Below are 23603 nucleotides of genomic sequence, written 5' to 3' on the forward strand. Positions count from 1 at the left end.
CAGTCAACACTCTCATGCTGTTGACTGTTAACTGTTAACTGTTGACTGTTGACTGTTGACTGTTGACTGTTAACAACTGACAACTGACAACTGACTAATAACTAATTTGCAAAGTTACCGATGCTTCTACTTGCTGTTCGCCGCCAATTATGGGGGTAGAGACATCTGCACTATTAGCTTTGAAGGCTTCAGAACGCATTAATACAGGTGAAGGTGGTGGGGCGCTAGCACCGTTGATTTGAATACTTACCACTTCCTTAGAATTCAAACCTAAGCTACTAAACACAGCTTGAGCTTGGGCTTGGGCGTCTTGAGTGGCTTCTTTGAGAGCTTGCTTTTGAGCAGATGCGATCGCTTCATCAGTAGCAACAAAACTAATACCATTAATTTGTGTTGCTCCAGCCTTTACCGCATCGTCTAATAATGTACCCGCTTTATCTGTAGCAATCCGAAAACTGACAATATTGCTAGCCGCATAGCCAGTAATTCGCTGCACATTATTCGTATAACTATAAACTGGATTCAAGCGGATACCTGTAGTTTGCAACTTGTCCACATTCCGACTCTTAAGTAAAGCTACCACTGCTGCTGACCGACGGGCGGCTTCTTCTTGTACCTCTTGGGCTGTTTTACCTTGAATTTCTACACCCAAACTGACTAAAGATAAAGTAGTCGGAATTGATTCCATACCCCTACCGCTAACAGTAAGTGTGCGCCATAATTTTTCCTTTTCTTGTGCCAATCCAGGTTGCATAAAAGTTACACAGACAAGCATTGCTAAAGGTAAAGTTTGCCAAAATTTACCAATACGAAATTGGGAACCGGATAAAGCGGCTCTAGACATAAGATGTGCACTCCTCGGAATAATTAATTAGAGATGTTTGTCATGGTATATCTAAGCAATTGTCATTGAACGGTCAACTGTTAATAGTTAACCGCCATCAAGAGATTTGCACAATTCTCCCGAATTGACACCAATTGAATAGATACGATTTGTGTATTCCTACTGTGACATTGCTCAAGTCAAAAATTGGGATGGTTACATTTTTGGAAACTAAAAAATTGGGCATTGGGCATAGGTTATTAGGTGGGAAATATGTGCATTTAGCTTGGCAATGTCTGATGCGGTTGACAAATAACACCAATTAATATCTCAATTTCATGCCAATTTAGCGAAAATCTCTAAAAAGTTACTTCGGATAAAAGAGTAAAAATTAAAGAGAAGGATTATTACAGAACCAATGCAGCTTTTAAATGCAGTCAACTTCTCTTTTCCTCTGCTGGCAAGCACAACAGAAACAGCAGATAGCTCAATGGTAGTCGCAGCAGTACTATTGAGCTTAGTAGTCATCTACCTCGCTAGCAAAGTTGGTGGGGAGTTATCCAATCGAGTTGGTTTACCGCCTGTTTTAGGCGAACTCGTTGGTGGTGTAATCGTTGGTATTTCTGTCTTACACCTTTTGGTATTTCCTGAAGCTGGTACAGATAGTTCTAGTTCGTTAATTATTTCCTTCCTGCAAAGCACTGCTGGATTAAGCCCACAAGCGGCTGATAGCGTATTTACAGCGCAATCAGAGGTGATTTCGGTTTTAGCAGAATTGGGCGTGATTATCCTGCTATTTGAGATTGGCTTGGAGTCCAACTTAAAAGATTTAATGGCAGTTGGTATCCAAGCTACTATTGTGGCGGTAGTAGGGGTAGTAGCACCCTTTGCTGCGGGTACTGTTGGATTAATGACTTTATTTGGTGTGGGTGCTGTACCAGCAATTTTTGCTGGGGCGGCTTTGACGGCTACAAGTATTGGTATTACTTCCAAGGTACTTTCAGAAATTGGTCGTCTCAATTCTAAAGAAGGACAGATTATTCTTGGTGCGGCGGTAATTGATGACGTACTGGGAATTATTGTGTTAGCAGTGGTTGCAAGTTTGGCGAAAGATGGTGAAGTAGATGTAACTAAAGTCATTTATTTGATTATTAGTGCCACTGCTTTTTTACTGGGTGCGATCCTACTAGGTAATTTTTTTAACAAGTCCTTTGTCGCCATTGTCGATCGGCTCAAAACCAGAGGTGAATTGATTATCCCAGCATTTATCTTTGCCTTTGTGATGGCATATCTAGCGGCGGTAATTCAATTAGAAGCAATTCTTGGTGCTTTTGCGGCTGGTTTGGTTTTGGAAGAAACAGATAAGCGCAAAGAACTGCAAAAGCAAGTGATTCCCATCGCTGATATGTTAGTCCCCATTTTCTTTGTTGTCGTTGGGGCAAAAACAGATTTAGGCGTATTAAACCCAGCCATTCCCAGCAATCGTGAAGGTTTAGTGATGGCAACTTTCCTGATTTTAGTCGCCATTATCGGTAAAGTGATTACGGGCTTAACGGTGTTTGGTCAACCACAAATCAACAGGTTGGCAATTGGTGTGGGGATGATTCCCAGGGGTGAAGTTGGATTAGTATTTGCTGGTGTTGGTGCGGCTAGTGGTGCCCTCTCAAAACCGCTAGGTGCAGCAATTATCATGATGGTAATCTTGACAACCTTTTTAGCGCCTCCCTTGTTACGGTTTGTCTTTCCAGACACAGACACAGCAACAGACTCAGAGAAACTAATTTTAGATGGTGCTGCTCCATCTTTAACCATAGAAAAACCTGCGTTGCTGGAGTCGGAAACTGATTTACGCGAAAGTTAACGATCCGCCTTGGGTAGAAACCCCCTGTTGATTTCACCTTAAGGTAGATTAAGACTGAGTTCTGAATCATTTTTGCTCAGAACTCAGTTACTAATTGCGATCGCTAATAGGTTGGTTGTTGAGCATTCTGTGTCAGTATTCTCCGAAGTATCTAGGGATTTAGCGGCGATACTAGGAAACTTCTCACTCGCTTACGCCGTCCCCTAAGATTGTCAATTTTAGTTTTTTATGATGACAATCAACCTTCGGAAGGCGATCGGTTTCCAGGTTGTTCCGATTTTCTCTCGCCACTTCCGTTAAGTTTCGCGCAATTAGGGATGACCCAGCACCCGCCTGAAAAAATCAGTTTTTTCTTGCCTGAACCAAGAGAATAAATTCATGGCGTTTCCTGACAACTGACGATTGTACAGACGCGATTAATCACGTCTCTAACAAATGACAAGAGAAGCGCAATAAACGTGTAAACTTATACATTGTTATCTATGTTGTGCTTGTGGCGCTCAAGTTTCATCAGGCAACAACAGCTAAATTTTGGTGGTGAAAGTGTGACAATTTGCCAATATCTTGAAATATTGACTATTCCCATGAATGCGAATTAGGAGAAATGGCTGTAAAACTACACTGGTTACTACCTAGTACTTTGGGGACTATCTGCTTGCTATCGTCACCAACCTTAGCAGCAAGGCTAGAATCTTGGCGTTTTGATAGCGACCAAAATCAACTAGAAATTAATACGGCTGGTGGTGTCCAGCCAAAAGCACAACTCATCTTCAATCCCACTCGTTTGGTGATTGATTTACCACAAACTGTATTTGGGCGTCCCCAGGTAACCCAAACAGTAGGTGGGGCGATTCGGTCGATTCGTGTGGGTCAATTTGACGCAGAAACAACCCGCATAGTAATTGAAATCACTCCTGGTTACACAATAGATCCCCAAAAGGTAAAATTTACGGGTATTAGCGCTAGTCGATGGCTAGTGCAATTACCGAGATTAGAAGTAGTTAAATCACCTACGCCCAATAATAATGTTTACAACGCTGTTACAACCGATCCGGGTAATAGACCTAGACCGGAATTTTCTCCAGTTGTCAACACTGCCACTGGGATAACTCAAATTGAGAACTTACGAGTGACAGGTGATGGGTTTTTCATTCGCACTAGCGGTGGTAACCCAAAAATTCAAGTTAATCGCACAAGCGATCGCCAAGCAATTAATATCGACATCTCCGGTGCAGCTTTATCTCCCAAACTAGAGCAGCGTGATGTCTTAATTAACCGCTATGGTGTCAATCGCATTACCTTTAGCCAATTGCAATCTCAACCGCCTGTGGTACGCATGACCATGCGGGTAAATAGCGATAGCCCCGATTGGCGAGCTAGTAGCAGCAGCGTGGGTGGGTTTGTGGTTCTGCCCAATAAGGGTACAGTAAGATTACCGGAAAATAATCAACCTCCAGTAAATTCTAATACTGATTCCCAGGCAACAATTCAAGCCATCGAACTCGGTGGCGATAATAGCCAACTGTTGATTCGCGCCGATCAGCCTCTATCAGCTACAGGTGGGTGGGATAGAACCAGTGGTCTGTTTCGCATCACCATTAACAATGCCAAATTATCTCCTAGAGTCACCGGGCCGACATTAAATGCTAATAGCCCAGTGTTACGGGTGAGAGTGCAACCCCAAGAATCGAATACTGTAGTTGTTCTAATTCAACCTGCTGCGGGAGTGCGAATTGGCGAACTCAACCAAAATAACGGGTTTTTGGCACTGCAATTACAGCGTTCTTCCCAAGTGAGACCGCCCATAGGGTTACCACCCTTACCATCACCTGGGAACACATTACCAGATCCCAGCATTCCTAATCCGCCACCCGCACCTCAGCCAGGCTCCCGTCCCCCAAACATTGGACGAGCTGTAGTGGTTATTGACCCCGGACACGGTGGTAAAGACCCAGGAGCAATTGGCATTGGTGGAGTGCGAGAGAAAGATATTATCCTACCCATTGGTAGAAGAGTAGCAGAAATCTTGCAACAAAATGGCGTGCAAGTGATTATGACAAGAAACTCTGACTATTTTGTCAGCCTACCAGGGCGGGTAGAAATGGCAGAGAGAGCAAACGCCACTGTATTTGTGAGTATTCATGCTAACTCAGTAGGATTGGGGCGTCCCGAAGTCAGTGGTTTAGAAACCTACTACTACGACAACGGTTTAGGTTTAGCTCGCGCAGTTCATAACAGCATTCTCCAAAGCGTGAATGTCCGAGACCGCAGAGTCAGACGAGCCAGATTTTATGTCCTGAGAAAAAGTTCTATGCCCTCGATTTTGGTAGAAACCGGCTATTTAACGGGTCGGGAAGATGTTGCCAATTTAAAGACTTCAAGTTATCAAAATCAAATGGCAGAAGCGATCGCTCGCGGTATTCTCCAGTACTTACGACAAAGATAAGAAAATAAGTAGTAACTTTTGGGTAATTTCACTTAAAGGTTACTTATTTTCTCTCACATCAGGGTCATCAAATCATCAGTCAATTACTCAATAAAATGTCAATAGTCAGTTGTCAGTTGTCAGTTGTCATTTGTAATTTGTGAGAGACGCGATCAATCGCGTCTGTACAATTGTCATTATTCTTCCTTCCCTTGTCTTCCTTGTCTTCCTTCCCATTCTCAATGCCCAATGCCCACTCGCCTTGAGCGAAGTCGAAAGGATGCCCCATGCCCCAAAACATTATTGCTGCAAAAAAATTATAAAATACCGCCTCTATTTCCGAGGAAATTAATCTCATCTTTACTCCTCGGCACACCCATTCATCAATATTTTTCTAAATATTAAAGAGTAGCTGTCACTAGCCTTAACAACCCAGTTGATAATAGTTTTATTTTTACACTCGGTGCATTAACTACTAACAATCAAAACAAATTAACAACAATTTTGGATTGATTACATCAGCTTAACTTTAGTTATCTTTTTTCTGGTGTCCCTTGACAATTTCTTGGCTAAAAATTAGCAATGGTAGCAGCATGGCAGAATTACAAAGATATGTTACAATGCTTCGCCATTAGCTGTGTCTTTAATCTCAGCGAGAAATGTTTTGCTGCATTCAATCTCTAGTGTGGGCGGTGACGGTGTGAGGAACGGACGACATTTTAATAGCCGAAAGGCTCCCATAAATACGAATTAGGAGAAAAAACTGTGAAATTACACTGGTTACTACCCGGTACTTTTGGAACGATCCTCATATTGTCGTCGCCGGTTTTTGCAGCGAGACTAGAATCTTGGCGTTTTGACGCTAATCAAAATGTATTAGAAATCAACACTGCCGGTGGCGTGCAACCTAAAGCACAGCTGATCTTCAACCCCACTCGGTTGGTAATTGATTTACCACAAACTGTATTTGGGCGTCCCCAAGTCACTCAGTCTGTAGGTGGTGCGATTCAGTCAGTGCGTGTCGGTCAATTTGACCCAGAAACAACCCGCATTGTGGTTGAACTGGCTCCCGGTTATACCATAGACCCGGAACAGGTAAAATTTACAGGCCTTAGCCCCAGCCGTTGGACAGTAAAATTACCTAACCCTAAACCTGAGCAAGTAGCAGTCTTAGCTGACGCTAACAGGCCGCAACCAGATGGATCGGGGGTGGTAGTTCCTTCTAATACATCGCCAATACAACCAACTAATCCATCAACTAATGTTTATAACAACGTAGTTAAAACCGGGCCGATTACCCCTATCAATGACCGCACCGCCGTTAACACTGCTACTGGGGCGACGCAAATTGAGAACTTACGGGTAACAGGCGATGGATTTTTCATCCGCACTAGCGGCGGTACCCCGACAATTCAAGTCAATCGCACAAGCGATCGCAAAGCCATTAATGTTGATATTACAGGCGCTTCTTTATCCCCACAACTACAGCAGCGCGATGTCTTGATTAACCGCTATGGTGTCAATCGGATTATCTTTAGCCAATTGCCATCACAACCTCCTGTAGTACGCATGACCATGCGGGTAGACAGCAATAGCCCTGATTGGCGCGCTCTTAGCAGTACTATGGGCGGTTTTGTGCTTTTACCCAACAGTGGTGTGGTGCGATTACCAGGAAATAATAATCCAGCACCTGTAAATTCTAATACCGACTCTCCAGCCACAATTCAAGCCATCGAACTCGGAGGAAATGGGACTCAACTGTTGATTCGTGCTGACCAACAGTTATCAGCTACAGGTGGATGGGATAGAACAAGTGGTCTATTTCGCATCACCATTAACAATGCTAAATTGTCTCCCAGAGTCACCGGGCCTGCGTTAGATGCTAATAGCCCGATTCTGAGGGTGAGAGTCCAACCCCAAGAAGCGAATACTGTAGTTGTTTATGTTCAACCAGCGGCTGGGGTACAAATTGGCGAACTCAACCAAGTTGGTAGTCAGCTGATAGCTCTACAATTACAACGATCGCGTTCAGTCACAGCGCCTAGAACTCCCCCCGTAGTTTTACCTCCACTACCACTACCAAATCAAGGACAATTACCAGACCCCGTCACAGATAATCCGCCAACTGTATCCCAGCCAGGCCCCAGCCCATCAGTCCCCAGAGGTAAATTATTAGTAGTAATTGATCCTGGACATGGCGGTAAAGACTCCGGCGCACCGGGTTTAGGTGGGTTGTTAGAAAAAGATGTAGTTTTACCGATTGGAATTCAAGTTGCGAGAATTTTAGAACGGAATGGTGTACAAGTCGTCCTCACCAGAGATGCTGACTTTTTTGTCGAACTTCAGGGAAGGGTAGATATAGCCGAGCGAGTCAATGCGACTGCGTTTGTCAGTATTCACGCCAATTCTGTAGATAAACGCTCTGATGTCAATGGTCTAGAAGTATATTATTACGACAGTGGTTATGCTTTAGCCGAAACAGTCCGCAATTCAATTCTGAATAATATTAGTACCATCAAAGACCGAGGAACCCGTAAAGCCAGATTTTACGTCCTCAGAAAAAGCTCTATGCCCTCAATTTTGGTAGAAACTGGCTATATGACTGGTCGAGAAGACAATCCGAGATTAGGTAATCCAGCATACCAAAGTCGCATGGCTGAAGCGATCGCCAATGGTATTCTCAGGTACCTCAAACGGATATAACTGGACGAGAGAAGAGAATAACTGTATTGGCGGGTTTACAGATATTCTCTCTCACCAATGAGCAATGACCAATAACTAATGACCATTGACCATTGACCATTGACCCACTAAATCCTGTATCTTAGTTCAAAAAACCTCAACCCAATATTTGCCCGTGTATTCATCTTCCATTTTTGAAGGTAATCTGAATAATTTTTCTGGACAAGAACCCCAACGCGCGCCTATCGGCATCTTTGATAGCGGCGTTGGTGGTTTGACCGTATTAAGACAATTTTATCGACAACTTCCTAACGAATCTGTTATTTATTTTGGCGATACTGCTCGATTGCCCTATGGCATTCGTTCTCAAGCAGAAATTTTACAGTATGTCCGCGAAATTTTGACCTGGATGCAACAGCAACAGGTCAAAATGGTGATTATGGCTTGTAATACTAGTTCTGCTTTAGCCTTAGATATCGTTCGCGAGGAATTTGATTTACCCATTCTGGGTGTGATTCTCCCCGGTGCAAAAGCGGCTGTAGAACAAGGTAAGCGGATTGGGGTGATTGCTACTCCAGCCACAGCTAAAAGTAATGCCTATAAGCAAGCCATATTAGAAATCGATCCTCATGTTCAAGTTTGGCAAGTAGGTTGTCCCGAATTTGTGCCTTTAATTGAACAAAACCGAATTCATGACCCTTATACGATGGAAGTAGCACGTTCTTACCTAGAGCCGTTACTCCAGCAACAAATCGATACATTAGTTTACGGCTGTACCCATTATCCCCACCTAGCACCTGTACTGCGATCGCTTCTTCCTGCTCATGTTAAACTCGTCGATCCGGCGGTGAATGTAGTCGCTGCTTGTACCCAAGATTTAGACATTCTCGGTTTAAGAAATACCCATCCGCCATTACCCACTCGCTTTGCTGTTAGCGGTTGCGGTCAGCAGTTTGCTCAATCAGGATTGCAGTGGTTAGGCTATACTCCCCTTGTGGAAGAAGTTTGCTTCACCGACGCTAAAGTTTCCCACCTATAACAAGAATTTTTGGGATAAACAACCATAAATCAAGAGTCAACAGTTAAGACTTAACTGTTGACTCTTGCGTATTGAATATTCATCATTGACTATTGACTATTAACAGCCTCACTCACCTTTGGTGTTACTGATAACTCTTGTTCGTGTTTTCCCTTATGGGAAAAAGAAATATTTGTAGTCTCAGTATTTTTACCTGTACGCTTTGCTAAAGCTAACAGTAGGTAGACAGTGAACAAATATCCAGCAGCTAGCATAAAAATCATCATAGGCATGTTTCCGTACATCATCGTTCTACCAGCACCTTTATCTAACGAATAAGCAATTTCATAACCCCAGCAAAATCTTTGCCAAACAAGCTAATTGTTGTTGGCTGCGATTTGCTATGCTAGACTACGCCGTAGAGTGACAACGCTCGACGGCTAACGGATTTATTATGGAAATTATTGGCGCAGACTATACATTTCAGAGCAAGCTAAATTGCCAAATAGCAATCCCTTGCTGCGCTCCTCAGCATTCTACCTAGTCCGCGTTTGGCTGCGAATACACAATTTAGCAAAGCAACGCCAACGCTCAATGTCAAGACAAAACGAGCATTTCCCCGAAGGGTAGCGCCTAGCTTCTACCAAAAAGTTTCGCAGGTCGCCAGTATAAATTCAGGAATTACTTCCTAGATTTCACCGCGACTATGTATTGACTCACAACTGCTGTATGCTAAATCACCTATCGGCAATTTAACTTTGGCGGGTGAATATCTGAAAAATTTAAAATCCCTAGATCTTAGCGTAACACAAGGTTCCTGACTTTTAAGCCATCTTCGCAGCTAAATTTGAAATTTTCTCAAGGACTTAACTGAACTCGCAAAAATTAGTCACCCTGAGATAAATACTTAGTAATTAATCTATTAAATGACTAAAAATTATACATAACTTTTATGGTGATAAAAGTTACAAAGTATAGTTTATGGAAATTGATATTTTGTAGCTAAAACCTTTCTCCAAAGCTAAGAACTCAATGAAACTCAAGATTCATAGCTGGTTACAAACAATACATTTAATATACTTAATTATCATTACCTAAGTATTTTCCCTGAAAATTGTTAACTAGAGTCAGCAAATGAATGCCAATGAGCTAGCAAATACAACTTTATGAGTAAAAATACTTAGACATTTTAGATTTAAATAATTAGATTATTTTCAGTAGCTTACAATACATTTTAATTATAAAAATAGTTAATCAAGTATGACATAAAAAATATCATTTTTGTCAAAATCTCTGGAAAAGCCTCAAGCCTTGAGGTATGGGCTTGAGAGATTGAGGGATTCCCCGATTGAGACGTTGCGCTGAACCTGGGTTATCTTAAAATGAGTATAGGATATGTAAACTTTCTTAATCTAAGCCAGAGTCCGCCCATCCATGACCCCAGCCACCTCCCTGTTTACCCCTGTGGAAGCAGACCTGCGAATACTAGCAGATAATCTCAAACAGCTAGTTGGAAATCGCCACCCCATACTTTATGCAGCAGCCGAACATTTATTTGGTGCTGGGGGAAAGCGTATTAGACCAGCGATCGTTCTGCTCATAGCGCGAGCTACCATGCTAGAACAAGACATTACACCGCGTCACCGAAGGTTAGCGGAGATTACAGAAATGATCCACACCGCCAGCTTGGTGCATGACGATGTAGTGGACGAATCTCAGATGCGTCGCGGCGTACCAACCGTTCATAGCTTGTTTGGTAACCGAATTGCCGTATTAGCCGGAGATTTTTTGTTTGCCCAATCTTCTTGGTATTTGGCAAACTTGGATAACTTGGAAGTGGTAAAATTACTCTCAGAAGTAATTATGGATTTGGCTGCTGGAGAAATCCAGCAGGGACTAAATCGCTTTGATGCGAATACTTCCATTGAGACTTATCTCAACAAAAGCTATTACAAAACTGCCTCATTAATCGCCAATAGTTCTAAAGCAGCTGGGTTACTGAGCGAAGTCTCCCCAGAAGATGCCCAGCATTTGTATAACTATGGACGCCATCTGGGTTTAGCATTCCAGATTGTTGATGATATTTTAGATTTCACTAGTTCTACAGATACATTGGGTAAACCAGCCGGATCTGACTTGAAAAGTGGTAATCTCACCGCCCCAGTGTTATTTGCCTTAAAGGAAAAACCATATTTAGAAGTGCTAATTGAACGGGAATTTGCCCAAGAAGGCGATTTAGAGCAAGCACTTTTATTAATTCAAGAAAGTCAAGGCATACAAAAGGCGCGAGAATTAGCCGCCCACCATGCCAAACTAGCAACAGAGCATATGACAGTTCTCCCCCACTCAGAACCGCGTCAAGCCTTAATTAACATGGCTGACTATGTTTTAAGTCGTCTGTATTAGGGACTAGGAATTTTAGATTTTAGATTTTGGATTTTAGATTTTAGATTCAAATACAATCCAAAATCGCAAATCCAAAATCTAAAATTGTTTTTAATGCCCAATGCCCCATGCCCCATGCCCCATTACGCAATGTCAGGGGGAAGTTGATTTGGCGATCGCTTTTTTTGTAAATGTTTCTGAATTTGCTTTTGTAAGTCAGCGCGTGACACCTCGATGGCATTTTTAGTTGTGCCAGGAGTCTCAAAAAAAACTATACTGTCTACTGGTTCTAATGCCATTAGTTGGAACAAAATATGAGTCACAGGAATAGCAATTGCTGTTATCTGCGCCTCAATTCCAGCATTGGCGGTAGCTGTGGCATCCTGTAAGCTAGGAAAAGCGTAAACCACCCGCTTTGCTAATTTGCGGTTGGCGCGATTGCTCAATGTAGTTAAAACCCACTCTGAATCCAAACTTTGGAGAATATAATACTGAGGGTGACGTAACTGATGAGCGATCGCCTGCAAAACAGGGGCAATTGCTGCCACAATTTGTGGTGTTATAACATCTTGGGGTGCATTATCAATCAACAATTGAATTTGTGCGTCTATATCCATATAACTTGTCCACGGCTTTTGGGTAATGGCTATAACATCAAAACCAAGTGTGAATAATCCCACTCAAAATGGGAATCATAAACTTAGTCCACATCCTGAATGCAGGATCGTATGCGTTTAGCTTATACGCAAAATTCATCCAGCCAACACCCACGGTCGTACAGGTTGTGTTTAAGTATGTTAGGGTCTTTTAAAAACAGAGACTATGAATTCAGCCGCAACCGCAACTATTCAGGGAGAGAATTCTATCGGCGTGGAGGTGATATTTCAACTCCTATTTAAGGAGCTTCAGCAATCAACCAAAGCTTCGGAACAAAATTGCCACGATGTGGCAACACGTATTGCTGCCGAAGTCTACCGGATTTGCCAAGAAAGCAAACGCATCCAAGCATCCGGTTCTGTGGAAAACTCAGCCATGACTTTAGCCAAACATCGGCTACAGCAGTGTCTGAGATATTATCAGCTGGGTTCCAATCGGGGTAGGGTAGAACTACATAGCACCTTAAGCGCGATTATCTACCGTTATATCAATCCTCCCCAGAGGCAATTGAGTTATCAAGGGCGGTTGACGATCATTGAAGATTTCCTGCAAGGTTTTTATTTGGAAGCCTTAAATGCTTTCCGCCGGGAAAATCAACTGCCAATGGCCTATCGCCCCCAATCTCTGCTGGAATTGGCAGAATATATGGCATTTACGGAACGCTATGGTAAGCGGCGCATTCCCTTGCCTGGGCGTCAGCAGCAGCTGATTATCCTGCGAGCGCAAACTTTCTCGCAACAACAACCTCCAGAAACGACTGTAGATATTGAACAAGCGGCAGAAGGTAGTGCCAACGAACCTGATGGTTCTTGGGAAGAGCCAGCCGTACAACAATTGCGTTCGGCAATGGCTACGCAAGCAGAACCAGAGCCAGAAGAAGACACCTTGCGCTCTGTCGTGATTACAGAATTATTAAATTATTTAGAACAGCGCCAACAAACTGATTGTGCTGATTACTTTACTCTGCGCTTACAAGATCTTTCCGCACAGGAAATTGAGTCAATTTTAGGTTTAACCCCTCGTCAGAGGGATTACTTACAACAGAGGTTTAAATATCATTTAATTCGGTTTGCCTTGTTGCATCGTTGGGAACTAGTCCATGAATGGTTGGAAGCTTCCTTACCGACGAATTTAGGCTTAACCCCGCAACAGTGGCAAGCTTATACAGCAGAACTAGACGATAAACAGCGATCGCTACTGGATCTAAAGCAACAAGGACAACCTGATGAAAAAATCGCTAAAACTTTAGGTTTGTCTATGGCACAATTACAAAAACGATGGTTCAAAATTCTTGAACAAGCTTGGGAAATTCGTAACTCTTTAGTGTCCGGATCGGGTGCATCTACTCATGAATAGTGACTCAGAATCCTTTCATCACCAATTACTATCTTGGGTGTTGGCAGATACTGCCACCACCTTTGAGTCGTCCTCGGTAGATCGTCAGGAAATTGACGGGGTAGACAACCCTCTCAAACAAGCTACCACCTTAACTAGTGGTGAGCTAGAGTCGGGAGTAAAACCCCAAACCTTTCAACTGGGAGAAATTCCTACTGTGCAAGAACGTTTTCAAGCTGTCCTCAAACGTCGTTTACAACTCCAAATTCAGAATCAGCCGCCTTTATTTCCTTGGGAAACCCAATTACTAGACTATCCCGATTACGCCGACGAGCAATCGCTAGTATTAGTTCCCGCCTGGGGATGGGTGGCGCAACAGTCTAAATTGAATTTACCAATCGCTCTGCCGGAAAGCATTTTCCGTCAATTGCTGGAAAAGTGTCAAGTCTTGTTGACATCTTCCTTGCCCTTGGGAGCCAAATTAGTCCAAGTAGTAGAGGACTTATTCCCTAACGAGGGTCAAGCTTTAAATGACATAGCTGGATTGGTGCTGAGAACAACTGTTCGATCTCCAGAAACCTTGGAAACTATGCCCGATCTTCAGCGCGATTACGCCAATTTAGAACAAAGTCAACAAATGGCGTTATCCCTAATAGCAGCTAAACAACTGTTAGATAACTTGACAATACCAGTTTCCCTGGCTAATCCAGTGGTGGAAAGAGAATGGCTGACTAGTGCAGGTGTGCTGCAACTCAAAGTAGAGTATCAGTCTCAGGGACAAACAGGCAAGCTCCGCGTCGCAGGTAAATTACCCACACAAGGAGTTTTCACCCTCAAAGGACAAGGTACCAGAGCAGTCGGTCAATCGGCTAATTCAGGTAACCTGAGTGTAGAATTACACTGCCAGCAATTCAACCAAACTTATACCTTAGAAGTGGATTTCCCGGAAATTGAACAACAGCCCCTGGTGTTTTTAATTACCCCAACAACATAGGCCGCAATATCAGCACATCATCACTGCTAGCACAATACATTGAGAAACGCCGATAGATAATTAATGATTTCCTGGTTTTGAAACTTATCTTTTTTTTTTCGACAAGCGGTATTGAGGAAGCCTACGCAAATATATATTGATTGGTAGAACCTAGCACAAGACAAGTAGATTCCCGTAGGCATATTGTTAATTGGTTACTATGCTCCTCAGGGAATTCCCCTTCGCTAAAGGCGTTTCCATAGAGTAGGGTAGGGTAGTTGGTTTCCATCACCAACATAGTTTCCTTCGCCTCTACATCATCGCTGTGCTTGTACTTTAAATGTTTAACTTATCCAGGATCAATCAGTTTTGGCGTCTACCTGTAGCAGATGACTACCGGCGACAAAATCAGCAGGGTTCGCCGCTTTTAGCAGTGGAAGATTCAATTTCCCTACGAATGCTAGTGCTAGCGTTAGTAATTATGGGAATTGTGGCGACAGATATTGCAGGCGAGACTCAATTTAGTCTGTGGGCGATACCTGTAAGTTTCATGGGTGCAATTTGGAGTTACCGCAGTCGCCGCGATCGCAATACTAGTGTGAAATTTTGCATTGCCATTGGCATGTTAGTTGCACTGGGTGCTTTTTTTGGTCGCTTGATAGGGGAATTAAATGATACCAGACTGAGTTTGGCAGAATTATTAATTCAACTGCAAATCCTTCATAGCTTTGATACGCCCCGCCGTAAGGATTTGGGCTATTCAATTGTCATTGGGTTAATTTTACTAGGGGTGGCGGCAACCCTGAGCCAAACTTTAGCATTTGCGCCTGTGCTACTGTTATTTTTGGCGATCGCGCTGCCAACTTTAGTATTAGACTACCGATCCAGGCTGGGCTTGGAGAAGTTAAACTTTAAAAGACAAAAGGTAAAAGGGAAAAAGTTGTCTTCTCTTTTACCTTTTTATTGTTTATTGTTTGCTATTATTGTGGCCTTAGGCTTGGCAATTTTTGCTGTGATGCCAAGATTACCTGGCTATCAATTACGCACCTTTCCCGTGAGTTCTAATATTAATGTTCAAGGGGAATTTACAGGACGTAGTATTATTAATCCTGGTTATGTGCGTCAAGGGAATAATCAAGGTCAAGGTGGTAGTGGTACTGCTAATGGCCAAGGTGCTAATGGCGAACCAGGAACTGTAGATAATAATTTTTATTATGGCTTTAATAGCCAGATGAATCAAAACCTGCGGGGAGCAATGAAACCCAAGGTGGTGATGCGAGTGCGATCGCAAGCTGCGGGTTTTTGGCGAGTCTTGGCATTTGACCAGTATACAGGTAAAGGCTGGAAAATTTCTCGCAATGATGATGTTACCACTCTGAGGCGATCGCCTTGGAATGCGCAAATCAATCTCAACACCCCGGTAATTGCTGGTAACGGTCAAGAAATAGTACAAACTTATACAGTAGTAGCAGATTTACCAAATTTAATTCCGGCGCTGTCTTATCCCAAGGAACTTTACTTTCCCACACCGATGATCGCTGTGGATCAAGAGAATGGCTTGCGCGCACCTGTACAATTATCAGAAGGATTCACTTATACAGTAGTCTCTGAAGTACCATATCGCGATCGCACTGCGTTAGGACAAGCTTCGACTAAATATCCCCAGTCAATTCAACAATATTATCTGCAAATTCCCCCAAAGATTGCTGATAAAGTGAGGCAACGTACCGAAGAAATCCTCGCTAACTATAATCGAGAACGGGTAGCCAAGTCATCAAAAAGCCTAGATTCACCTTATGAAAAAGCTTTGTATTTGGCGCAATATTTAAAACAAAACTACTTTACCCCAGAAAATCCTTTAGATTTGCCTTATTTGAGTGATAACGAAGATTTGGTAGAAGCTTTTTTATTCAAACATAAAGGCGGTTACCCAGATCATTATTCCACAGTACTCACAGTCATGCTGCGTTCCATCGGGATTCCGGCGCGGTTAGTAGCGGGATTCAGCCCCGGTGAGTTTAATCCCTTCACGGGGATGTATGTGGTGAAGAACACAGATGCCTACGCCATGACCGAAGTATACTTCCCTAAATATGGTTGGTTTGCCTTCGATCCAATTCCCAATCATCCCTTAATACCGCCTTCCATTGAAGATGTGGAGACATTTGGCGTTTTGCGTCAATTTTGGCAATGGGTAGCCGGTTGGGTTCCCTCACCGATTCGCGGTTGGTTTGATTATATCTTGGGTACAATTTTGAGAGAGATTTTTAGAGCGATCGCTTGGTTTTTTGCTTTATTCTCTCAAGGGTGGCTAGGTGTATTAACTGGATTAATTCTGTCAACTACTACAGCTTTCTTTTGTTGGTTAGGTTGGGAACAGTGGCGCGAATGGCTAAATAGGCGCTGGTTGAAAAAACTATCGCCAATGGAAAGCCTATATCAACAAATGCTGCAATGGACAGCTAAGAAAGGTTTAGGCAAACATCCAGCACAAACACCCCTAGAATACGCTAGAGTTGCTTATCAGCATCATTCATCAGCCAATGCGGAAATCATAGATGAAATCTGCCAAGCCTATGTTAGCTGGCGTTATGGGGGCTACAGTCCTAATATGCAGCAATTAAGAGAGAAATGGCGAAAATTCCAAGCTGCGACTAATACAAAATAATCAATAAGCTTTGCGACTATTTGAAATAATTTGGGTAAGGGAAAAGTACTTTTTCCCTTATTTTTTTGTTTGATATGCAACTTTTTTAGTAGTTATACCATTACTAATATTGGTTATTTTTCTTAAACTTAAATAAGTTGAATAATATTTTTATTATTACACTTTTGAATATGAAACAAGATTTACAAAATCATTTAAAAGACTTTGCTACCTTGAAATCGAAGTACAAAGCTACTAAGTATCCAGATTCATCACCATCTAGTCTTCTATATCTTATCTTACGCAAATTTGATTTAGGAATTGAAATCACCGAAATAGAGTTTTCTTGGTTAAAAGAGCGAGAACTTTTTGAGACTTATGAATATATTTACCAGCAGCAGGAATATAAATCAGCAGAAATCAAGAAATTAGAAATTGATTACCAACCAAAAAGTCATCATCCTTACACATTGATGGGCGCTATTTGTTTTGAACGATATCAATATTCAAAAGGAGAATATTGGTTTGAAGAAGCAATCAAACGAGGCGCTAATCCTAGAGATATGGATTCGGAAATCAGGCGAGTAGTAAAAAATACTAAAGATGAGAATAAGCGTCAAGAAGTAGTAAATTATCTACTCAAAAAAGATCCACAACGCTATTCTTGGGCAAAGTTTTATTGTAAAAATGTGAAACCTATTAGGTAGGTGAGGCTTGTCTAATTTACGTAGTTTTAACAATAGAAACATAAAAATTAGGGAGTGGGAATTTCTACTCCCTATGTCTAGAGCCTATTTTTGCCCGAAAATGACTTTAAAAAGCGACATATTTAGCTGTACCAACCAAAGGGGTAACTGTGTATGTCTGTCTCTGTCCTTGCTTAAATGCTGGTATTGTGGAAAAAAGGTTCACAGTTGTGATCCCTTTGGTTTCTATTTTGGCTTGCTTGCTTGTCCCTAAGTTAACAGCAGGTAAAAGCAAGCTAAATGTTACAGAACCAGTATCTACAGTTTTAGTAATAGTCACTGTTACCAGTGTACCAATTTCTGTTTCTGTAGTTCGGATTTGGTCTCCAGAAAAGTTTAATGTTTGTTTTCTGTCTCGATAGTTTAGATAAGGCTTACCAACCAAGCTACCTTTTGAATAAATCACCTTAATCAGTGGACTTTGCAGTTCATACAAGTTTGGTGTTATTGTTTCTTGGACTGGAGATGACATTACAGGTACGGTTGTTAATGTCAGACCCAATGTTAATAATGAGGCTAAATATTTTGTTTGCATGTTTCAAACAAGAATTGTGGACTGAACAAAAATATGCTCCTGATGACCGAAAATAAGATATATGCAGGCTCTGGAAAAGCATCTAAGAGTAGGTGATTTTGAGCCAGTTTAATTTATTGATGAAAAAAGGAAAGAATATTGGAAGCAAGTTTTATGGAACCATGTACAAAATTTGCACAGGTAGATGGTTCGCACCTTGTTTAAAGCTGCTAAATTTGATCTATGGGAGACAATTTCATAAAAGGATATCTGAAAACTTTTTACTGTTATATTTAAGACCTGTAGATCCCCCTAAATCCCCCTTAAAAAGGGGGACTTTAACTCTGGTTACCCCCTTAAAAAGGGGGGCTAGGGGGGATCAAGCGCAATATTTAATACTTCTCATACATCCTCTAAGATAAACTGCTCCAAGAAATGCCAAACATCTAGATTGATGTTTAATTTCTGGGCTGTACTCAGTTGTAAAATGCTGTAGTTAATCTTTGGTTAAGATCACAATGCTGGTTGATGTCACATAGATTTGTAGATATTAGAGGCATGATTTCTCAGGATACCACCACTGGCGGAAAAATACCCAGAGCAAATGATACAAAACATGAATAATCGCGACTATATAGTGGATTTTCGCCAAGGAGGCAGACTAGTGGGGGAAAAGGGACAAAAATTATGTTTCCAACTAGAAAAATTAATATATCAGTTAATTCAATAATTTGGCTGGCTGCGTAGCAAATTTTGCTGAAATAAGTAATATTTATAGAGTGGCGTGAAAGAGCGAGCGCTTAACAAGCTAAAACAAATCATCACAATATTTTCAAGGGTAGCATTAATGGATTTTGTGACATTCTTAGGATTAGTGGCTGCTTCTATAACTACGGTTTCATTCATACCGCAATTGATGAAAATATGGCAAAATAAATCTGCAAAAGATGTCTCGTTTATTATGTTAATTTGTTTCAATACGGGGATATTTTTATGGTTGATCTATGGAATTATTCTCCAACAATTGCCGATTATTTTGGCTAATGCTGTGACATTATTTTTTAATTTGATAATTCTCTGGCTTAAAATTAAATATAGATGAGGTTAGGAGATAGGTGCAGCTTTGGGGAAAGTTGTGGGGTGTTGAGGGGGGAAATTTAAACGCAGAGGAACGCAAAGGTATACGCAGAGGTACGGGGAGGAATTTATGAAATACTATACAAGGGTGAGGAATTAAGGGATAGGAATGATAGATAAAGAACAAAGAACAAATAACAAATGACTATTGATAAATTTTCGGCTGAACGTCTTTTATTTAATCCCGCTACTCCCAATACTGATGCTATTCCGCTCATTTTCGCCTTTCCGAATGAGTATAGTGTGGGAATTACTAGTTTGGGATATCAGGTAGTATGGGCAAATTTGGCGATGCGTGATGATGTACAAGTTAGTCGCTTGTTTACTGATATTCACGAACAACTTCCGAGAAATCCGGAAATTGTGGGATTTTCGATTTCTTGGGAGTTAGATTATGTCAATATTTTAAATTTACTGGAATTTTTAGAAGTTCCGATTCGCGCATCTTTGCGAGAAGATAAGCATCCACTAGTTTTTGGTGGGGGGCCAGTTTTGACTGCAAATCCTGAACCTTTTGCAGATTTTTTTGATGTGATTTTATTAGGTGATGGGGAAAATCTGTTAGGAGATTTTATCGCAGCTTACAAGCAAGTAAGAAACGCTTCTCGCCAAACTCAGCTAAAAGCACTTGCGCAAGTACCAGGGATTTATGTTCCGAGTTTGTATGCGGTGGAATATCACAGCCAAGATGGTGTTGTAAAGTCGATTAATCCCATATCTGGGGAAATTCCCGCTATAGTACAAAAGCAAACTTATCGGGGAAATATTCTCTCAGCTTCAACTGTGGTGACAGAAAAGGCTGCATGGGAAAATATTTATATGGTGGAAGTGGTACGCAGTTGTCCAGAAATGTGCCGCTTTTGTTTAGCGAGTTATCTTACTTTACCATTTAGAACTGCGAGTTTAGAAGGTTCGTTAATTCCAGCCATTGAGAGAGGTTTAAAAGTTACCAAGCGGTTAGGTTTATTAGGCGCTTCTGTGACTCAGCACCCAGAGTTTGAGACGTTGCTCGATTATATCAGTCAACCTGAATATGATGATGTGCGGTTAAGTATTGCTTCAGTACGTACCAATACAGTTACCGTGCAGTTAGCGCAAACTTTAGCCAAACGAGACACGCGATCGCTTACCATTGCTGTAGAAAGTGGTTCGGAAAAATTACGCCGCATCATCAATAAAAAGTTGCATAACGACGAAATTATTCAAGCCGCAATTAACGCCAAAGCTGGTGGTTTGACGAGTTTGAAACTCTACGGGATGGTAGGAATACCTGGTGAGGAACCGGAAGATTTAGAACAAACTGTATCGATGATGCGCAATGTTAAAAAAGCTGCGCCAGGATTGCGGTTAACACTAGGATGTAGCACCTTTGTACCCAAATCTCATACACCATTTCAATGGTTTGGTGTGAATAAACAATCAGAAAAGCGGTTGCAGATGTTACAAAAACAGCTAAAACCCCAGGGTATAGAATTTCGCCCGGAAAGCTATAATTGGTCTATTATCCAAGCTTTGTTATCGAGAGGCGATCGCAGACTCTCCCACTTACTAGAACTTACTCGTAACTTTGGCGATTCTTTAGGCAGTTACAAACGCGCTTTTAAGCAGCTAAAAGGACAAATTCCCGACTTAGATTTTTATGTCCATGCCAATTGGTCAACCGAGCAAATTTTACCTTGGAATCACTTGCAAGGGCCGCTACCACAGTCTACACTACTGAAACACTTGGCTGAAGCTAAAAGCTATTTTGACTCATCGCCAAAAGAACTTCAGCCATTAAATTCCTAGCTTACAGATTAATGCAAACAACAGCTGAGTATTACTGCGCTTATTGCGGTGAACCAAACTTAACCTTTGTAGATTTTAGCGCCGGCGGACAACAATCTTATGTAGAAGATTGTCAAGTTTGCTGTAACCCAAATATTTTGTATGTGCGAATTGATGAAGATACTTTGGATATTGAAATTGACAGCGAACCCGAAGCTTAACAATTCGTAAATACTTAATAGCAACTACACCAAGGGACTTACAAAAATAAATTACCCATATTTCGTAGTGCGAGCATCTTGCACGATGAGTGAACACCAGCGAACAAGATGCTCGCACTACAAATTTATTGTGTATTTAAAAAATTGGATGTCCCCAATTATCAAGTTGTGACTTAATATAAATTTGGGATGCTATCAGTTTGTAATTACGAATTACGTAGACGCGTTCGCGGAGCGTTCTCGAAGAGTAGCGGCTTCCCGAAGGGTATTACAAATTAGTAATTATTTGTTGAATTTTAGGTTTCTGTTTCCATGCTGCACTTTAAACATACCTCTGTGATTAATGCACCACCAGACGTAGTGTGGAGATTTCACGAAAGAACAGATATTTTACAAATGCTAACTCCACCTTGGCAACCAGTGCAAGTTGTGCGTCGAGAAGGAGGACTAGAGATAGGTGCGATCACAGAATTTCGTCTTTTTCTCGGCCCTTTACCCTTGACTTGGTTAGCGCGTCATACTCAATGTGAAAAAAATCACATATTTGTTGATGAACAAATATCCGGGCCTTTTGAAAGTTGGATACACAGACATGAATTTGTCGATGAAAATGGTAAAACTCGGTTAACTGATGATATCTCTTTTGCTATGCCTGGTGGACAAGGATTAGAATTATTCAGTGGTTGGTTAGTTCAAGCACAACTCGAAGCCATGTTTCGCTATCGTCATTATGTAACAAAAAGAGAGTGCGAAAATATGTCTAATCATCCGCGTTGAGTTGTGGATTTTTTGGTGAAGCTTGTCATTTGTCATTTGTGATTTGTCATTTGTGATTTGTCATTTGTCATCGCTTATTTGTGATACCAATTTGCATAAATAATACGATATATTGTAGGGGCACTGGCACTGCCATGCCCTCTATGCAATTTATCCGAAAAACATTTTCACATTTTGGACAAATTCACTGGTATTTTCAAAATGAATATTATGTCCAGAATTGGGAATTATTTTTAACTCAGCAGATGGACAAATTGCAGCCATTTTTTGATTGATATCGATAAATTTTTTATCTAAATCCCCAACTAATAAAAGCAAAGGATTCTGGAGATTATTCAGTTTATCCCACAAAGAAGGTTGATATCCAGTACCCATAAAGCGTAGGGATTTATCCAATTCTAAAGGATAATTTTGCAAGCGACTTTCGAGCATCAATTCATATTTGGGATGATTTTTGATATCACCAAAAATTGGTTGACTATACCAATTTGCTAAAAACTCTGCAAAATCCTCTGGTTCCAAACTTCGGATTAACTTTCTACCAATTTGATAATCTTGTTGAATGCGTGCTAATCTTTCTGCTTCTGTTGGTAATCCGGGACAAGCAGATTCTAATACAACTTTAGAAAAACGTTCGGGGAAATTGAGGGTGAGATATAAAGCTAATCTTCCACCCATTGAATAACCCACTAAAAAGCAAGTATTAATTTGTAATTCATCTAATAAATTAATTAAAGCTTGAGCAGTGTATGGCATTGTATAGCATTCATCACTACCCAAAACTTGAGTTTGACCATGTCCAGGCAGGTCAATGGTTAAATAAGAATACTCACCAGATAAAAGTGCGATCGCTTCATCAAATTCATCAATTTTACCCATAAAGCCATGTAAAAACAGAATTACTGGCTGATTGGCGTTCTTAATTAAAGAGTAGTTAAATTGATAGTTCGCTAAAGACATTTTTTATGCATACTCAATAACCCTGATAAGTATAAATTACCAGAGATGTAGTATAAATGTGTGATTCTGGGAAATAGACCAATATTTTCTAAGGCAAAAACCGATCTAAAGCTGCTTTGAGTTGTTCAATTTCCGTATCAATATTACCTTCTTTTGCAGCTCTGGCAATACACTCAGTTAGATGTTCATCTAAGACAATTCGCGCTACCCGATCTAATGCACCTCTAACTGCGGCGATTTGCAATAACACATCAGGACAAGGGCTATTCTGCTGTACCATTGTCTTAATCCCGCGAATGTGTCCTTCTATACGCGATAGCCGATTCACAATCCGCCGTAAAGACTCTTCGCTATGAACGTGAGGATGAGTTGAGTCTTCATGTTCAGAATGAAGATGTTCGCTATCTGCGCTGTGATTGTGGGAATGTTCCCCTGTTTGGGAGGTAGTCAAGGATTTTTTCGGTGATTTGTTTAATCCATTCATGGGTTATGAGAATGTTGGTCTAACTAAGATACTAGCCTAGAAGGTAAGGGAGAATGGGGAGATGGGGGACAAGGGGGACAAGGGAGACAAGGGAGACAACTGACAACTAACAACTAACAACTAACAACTGACCACTGACCACTGACCACTGACAAAGTGGCGTGAAATCCGAACCTGACTATGGGGAATGT

General features: G+C 41.4%; 21 protein-coding genes. 13 read left to right on the top strand and 8 right to left on the bottom strand.

What is annotated here, in order from left to right; translation table 11 throughout:
- Nucleotides 1-94: 94 nt before the first annotated feature.
- Nucleotides 95-844: an SIMPL domain-containing protein gene (locus tag AACW45_RS06190; RefSeq protein ID WP_190632129.1), complete on the bottom strand. Its 750-nt coding sequence runs from the start codon at nucleotides 842-844 to the stop codon at nucleotides 95-97.
- 397 nt (nucleotides 845-1241) lie between these two features.
- On the opposite strand from AACW45_RS06190, the gene AACW45_RS06195 reads away from it, so the two are divergent.
- A complete protein-coding gene (locus AACW45_RS06195; protein ID WP_190632131.1) occupies nucleotides 1242-2684 on the top strand; it encodes a cation:proton antiporter in 1443 nt (480 codons plus the stop codon).
- A gap of 604 nt (nucleotides 2685-3288) precedes the next feature.
- Complete coding sequence (locus AACW45_RS06200; RefSeq protein WP_190632133.1) at nucleotides 3289-5130, top strand: N-acetylmuramoyl-L-alanine amidase; 1842 nt, start codon at nucleotides 3289-3291, stop codon at nucleotides 5128-5130.
- A 112-nt stretch (nucleotides 5131-5242) separates the two neighbouring features.
- On the opposite strand, the gene AACW45_RS06205 is transcribed toward AACW45_RS06200, so the two are convergent.
- Nucleotides 5243-5467 carry a hypothetical protein gene (locus AACW45_RS06205; protein WP_190632135.1) on the bottom strand — a complete coding sequence of 75 codons (225 nt, stop codon included), beginning with the start codon at nucleotides 5465-5467 and terminating at the stop codon, nucleotides 5243-5245.
- 257 nt (nucleotides 5468-5724) lie between these two features.
- Nucleotides 5725-5850, bottom strand: a complete 126-nt coding sequence (locus AACW45_RS06210; protein WP_277880313.1) for a hypothetical protein — start codon at nucleotides 5848-5850, stop codon at nucleotides 5725-5727.
- 24 nt (nucleotides 5851-5874) lie between these two features.
- On the opposite strand from AACW45_RS06210, the gene AACW45_RS06215 reads away from it, so the two are divergent.
- On the top strand, nucleotides 5875-7812 hold the full coding sequence (locus tag AACW45_RS06215) for an N-acetylmuramoyl-L-alanine amidase (protein ID WP_190632137.1): 1938 nt from the start codon (nucleotides 5875-5877) through the stop codon (nucleotides 7810-7812).
- Nucleotides 7813-7966: 154 nt separating this feature from the next.
- Nucleotides 7967-8830, top strand: a complete 864-nt coding sequence (gene murI, locus AACW45_RS06220; protein ID WP_190632139.1) for a glutamate racemase — start codon at nucleotides 7967-7969, stop codon at nucleotides 8828-8830.
- Between the two features lie 89 nt (nucleotides 8831-8919).
- On the opposite strand, the gene AACW45_RS06225 is transcribed toward murI, so the two are convergent.
- Complete coding sequence (locus tag AACW45_RS06225) at nucleotides 8920-9117, bottom strand: hypothetical protein (RefSeq protein ID WP_190632141.1); 198 nt, start codon at nucleotides 9115-9117, stop codon at nucleotides 8920-8922.
- A gap of 1126 nt (nucleotides 9118-10243) precedes the next feature.
- Between AACW45_RS06225 and sds the strand changes: the two genes are divergently transcribed.
- A complete protein-coding gene (gene sds, locus AACW45_RS06230) occupies nucleotides 10244-11215 on the top strand; it encodes a solanesyl diphosphate synthase (protein WP_190632143.1) in 972 nt (323 codons plus the stop codon).
- Between the two features lie 122 nt (nucleotides 11216-11337).
- On the opposite strand, the gene AACW45_RS06235 is transcribed toward sds, so the two are convergent.
- A complete protein-coding gene (locus tag AACW45_RS06235) occupies nucleotides 11338-11811 on the bottom strand; it encodes a hypothetical protein (RefSeq protein WP_190632145.1) in 474 nt (157 codons plus the stop codon).
- Between the two features lie 205 nt (nucleotides 11812-12016).
- On the opposite strand from AACW45_RS06235, the gene hetZ reads away from it, so the two are divergent.
- The 4 genes from hetZ to AACW45_RS06255 all read left to right on the top strand — a co-directional run bounded on the left by hetZ (nucleotide 12017) and on the right by AACW45_RS06255 (nucleotide 17513).
- Nucleotides 12017-13207, top strand: a complete 1191-nt coding sequence (hetZ, locus tag AACW45_RS06240) for a heterocyst differentiation protein HetZ (RefSeq protein WP_096645028.1) — start codon at nucleotides 12017-12019, stop codon at nucleotides 13205-13207.
- On the top strand, nucleotides 13200-14180 hold the full coding sequence (locus AACW45_RS06245; RefSeq protein ID WP_190632147.1) for a PatU: 981 nt from the start codon (nucleotides 13200-13202) through the stop codon (nucleotides 14178-14180). Before hetZ ends, AACW45_RS06245 begins: the two co-directional genes overlap by 8 nt.
- A gap of 319 nt (nucleotides 14181-14499) precedes the next feature.
- Complete coding sequence (locus tag AACW45_RS06250; RefSeq protein WP_190632148.1) at nucleotides 14500-16827, top strand: transglutaminase TgpA family protein; 2328 nt, start codon at nucleotides 14500-14502, stop codon at nucleotides 16825-16827.
- A 170-nt stretch (nucleotides 16828-16997) separates the two neighbouring features.
- On the top strand, nucleotides 16998-17513 hold the full coding sequence (locus tag AACW45_RS06255; RefSeq protein ID WP_190632150.1) for a hypothetical protein: 516 nt from the start codon (nucleotides 16998-17000) through the stop codon (nucleotides 17511-17513).
- 106 nt (nucleotides 17514-17619) lie between these two features.
- Here AACW45_RS06255 and AACW45_RS06260 read toward each other — a convergent pair whose 3' ends face one another.
- Nucleotides 17620-18087 (bottom strand): hypothetical protein, encoded by a 468-nt coding sequence (locus tag AACW45_RS06260; RefSeq protein WP_199331067.1) that lies wholly within the window; start codon nucleotides 18085-18087, stop codon nucleotides 17620-17622.
- An 826-nt stretch (nucleotides 18088-18913) separates the two neighbouring features.
- Here AACW45_RS06260 and AACW45_RS06265 point away from each other — a divergent pair.
- From AACW45_RS06265 to AACW45_RS06280, 4 genes are all read left to right on the top strand, one after another.
- Complete coding sequence (locus AACW45_RS06265; protein ID WP_190632240.1) at nucleotides 18914-19168, top strand: SemiSWEET transporter; 255 nt, start codon at nucleotides 18914-18916, stop codon at nucleotides 19166-19168.
- 176 nt (nucleotides 19169-19344) lie between these two features.
- Nucleotides 19345-20991 (top strand): B12-binding domain-containing radical SAM protein, encoded by a 1647-nt coding sequence (locus tag AACW45_RS06270; RefSeq protein WP_190632152.1) that lies wholly within the window; start codon nucleotides 19345-19347, stop codon nucleotides 20989-20991.
- 11 nt (nucleotides 20992-21002) lie between these two features.
- On the top strand, nucleotides 21003-21191 hold the full coding sequence (locus tag AACW45_RS06275; RefSeq protein ID WP_096605456.1) for a CPXCG motif-containing cysteine-rich protein: 189 nt from the start codon (nucleotides 21003-21005) through the stop codon (nucleotides 21189-21191).
- 312 nt (nucleotides 21192-21503) lie between these two features.
- Nucleotides 21504-21968, top strand: coding sequence for an SRPBCC family protein (locus AACW45_RS06280; protein ID WP_190632154.1), 465 nt, complete (start codon nucleotides 21504-21506; stop codon nucleotides 21966-21968).
- 150 nt (nucleotides 21969-22118) lie between these two features.
- Here AACW45_RS06280 and menH read toward each other — a convergent pair whose 3' ends face one another.
- Both menH and AACW45_RS06290 read right to left on the bottom strand, forming a co-directional pair.
- Complete coding sequence (menH, locus tag AACW45_RS06285) at nucleotides 22119-22928, bottom strand: 2-succinyl-6-hydroxy-2,4-cyclohexadiene-1-carboxylate synthase (protein ID WP_190632157.1); 810 nt, start codon at nucleotides 22926-22928, stop codon at nucleotides 22119-22121.
- 88 nt (nucleotides 22929-23016) lie between these two features.
- On the bottom strand, nucleotides 23017-23412 hold the full coding sequence (locus AACW45_RS06290) for a metal-sensing transcriptional repressor (RefSeq protein WP_190632159.1): 396 nt from the start codon (nucleotides 23410-23412) through the stop codon (nucleotides 23017-23019).
- Nucleotides 23413-23603: the final 191 nt, after the last annotated feature.

Source organism: Calothrix sp. FACHB-168 (genome assembly GCF_963889195.1).
Classification (GTDB): Bacteria; Cyanobacteriota; Cyanobacteriia; order Cyanobacteriales; family Nostocaceae; genus Aulosira; species Aulosira anomala_A.

Coding starts and splice junctions, on each gene's coding strand:
- AACW45_RS06275 (WP_096605456.1), top strand. CDS start 21,003: ATGCAAACAACAGCTGAGTATTACTGCGCTTATTGCGGTGAACCAAAC.
- AACW45_RS06205 (WP_190632135.1), bottom strand. CDS start 5,467: ATGAGATTAATTTCCTCGGAAATAGAGGCGGTATTTTATAATTTTTTT.
- menH (WP_190632157.1), bottom strand. CDS start 22,928: ATGTCTTTAGCGAACTATCAATTTAACTACTCTTTAATTAAGAACGCC.
- AACW45_RS06225 (WP_190632141.1), bottom strand. CDS start 9,117: ATGATGTACGGAAACATGCCTATGATGATTTTTATGCTAGCTGCTGGA.
- AACW45_RS06235 (WP_190632145.1), bottom strand. CDS start 11,811: ATGGATATAGACGCACAAATTCAATTGTTGATTGATAATGCACCCCAA.
- AACW45_RS06260 (WP_199331067.1), bottom strand. CDS start 18,087: ATGCAAACAAAATATTTAGCCTCATTATTAACATTGGGTCTGACATTA.
- AACW45_RS06280 (WP_190632154.1), top strand. CDS start 21,504: ATGCTGCACTTTAAACATACCTCTGTGATTAATGCACCACCAGACGTA.
- sds (WP_190632143.1), top strand. CDS start 10,244: ATGACCCCAGCCACCTCCCTGTTTACCCCTGTGGAAGCAGACCTGCGA.
- AACW45_RS06290 (WP_190632159.1), bottom strand. CDS start 23,412: ATGAATGGATTAAACAAATCACCGAAAAAATCCTTGACTACCTCCCAA.
- AACW45_RS06195 (WP_190632131.1), top strand. CDS start 1,242: ATGCAGCTTTTAAATGCAGTCAACTTCTCTTTTCCTCTGCTGGCAAGC.
- AACW45_RS06190 (WP_190632129.1), bottom strand. CDS start 844: ATGTCTAGAGCCGCTTTATCCGGTTCCCAATTTCGTATTGGTAAATTT.
- AACW45_RS06245 (WP_190632147.1), top strand. CDS start 13,200: ATGAATAGTGACTCAGAATCCTTTCATCACCAATTACTATCTTGGGTG.
- AACW45_RS06255 (WP_190632150.1), top strand. CDS start 16,998: ATGAAACAAGATTTACAAAATCATTTAAAAGACTTTGCTACCTTGAAA.
- AACW45_RS06210 (WP_277880313.1), bottom strand. CDS start 5,850: ATGGGAGCCTTTCGGCTATTAAAATGTCGTCCGTTCCTCACACCGTCA.
- AACW45_RS06265 (WP_190632240.1), top strand. CDS start 18,914: ATGGATTTTGTGACATTCTTAGGATTAGTGGCTGCTTCTATAACTACG.
- AACW45_RS06250 (WP_190632148.1), top strand. CDS start 14,500: ATGTTTAACTTATCCAGGATCAATCAGTTTTGGCGTCTACCTGTAGCA.
- AACW45_RS06200 (WP_190632133.1), top strand. CDS start 3,289: ATGGCTGTAAAACTACACTGGTTACTACCTAGTACTTTGGGGACTATC.
- hetZ (WP_096645028.1), top strand. CDS start 12,017: ATGAATTCAGCCGCAACCGCAACTATTCAGGGAGAGAATTCTATCGGC.
- AACW45_RS06270 (WP_190632152.1), top strand. CDS start 19,345: ATGACTATTGATAAATTTTCGGCTGAACGTCTTTTATTTAATCCCGCT.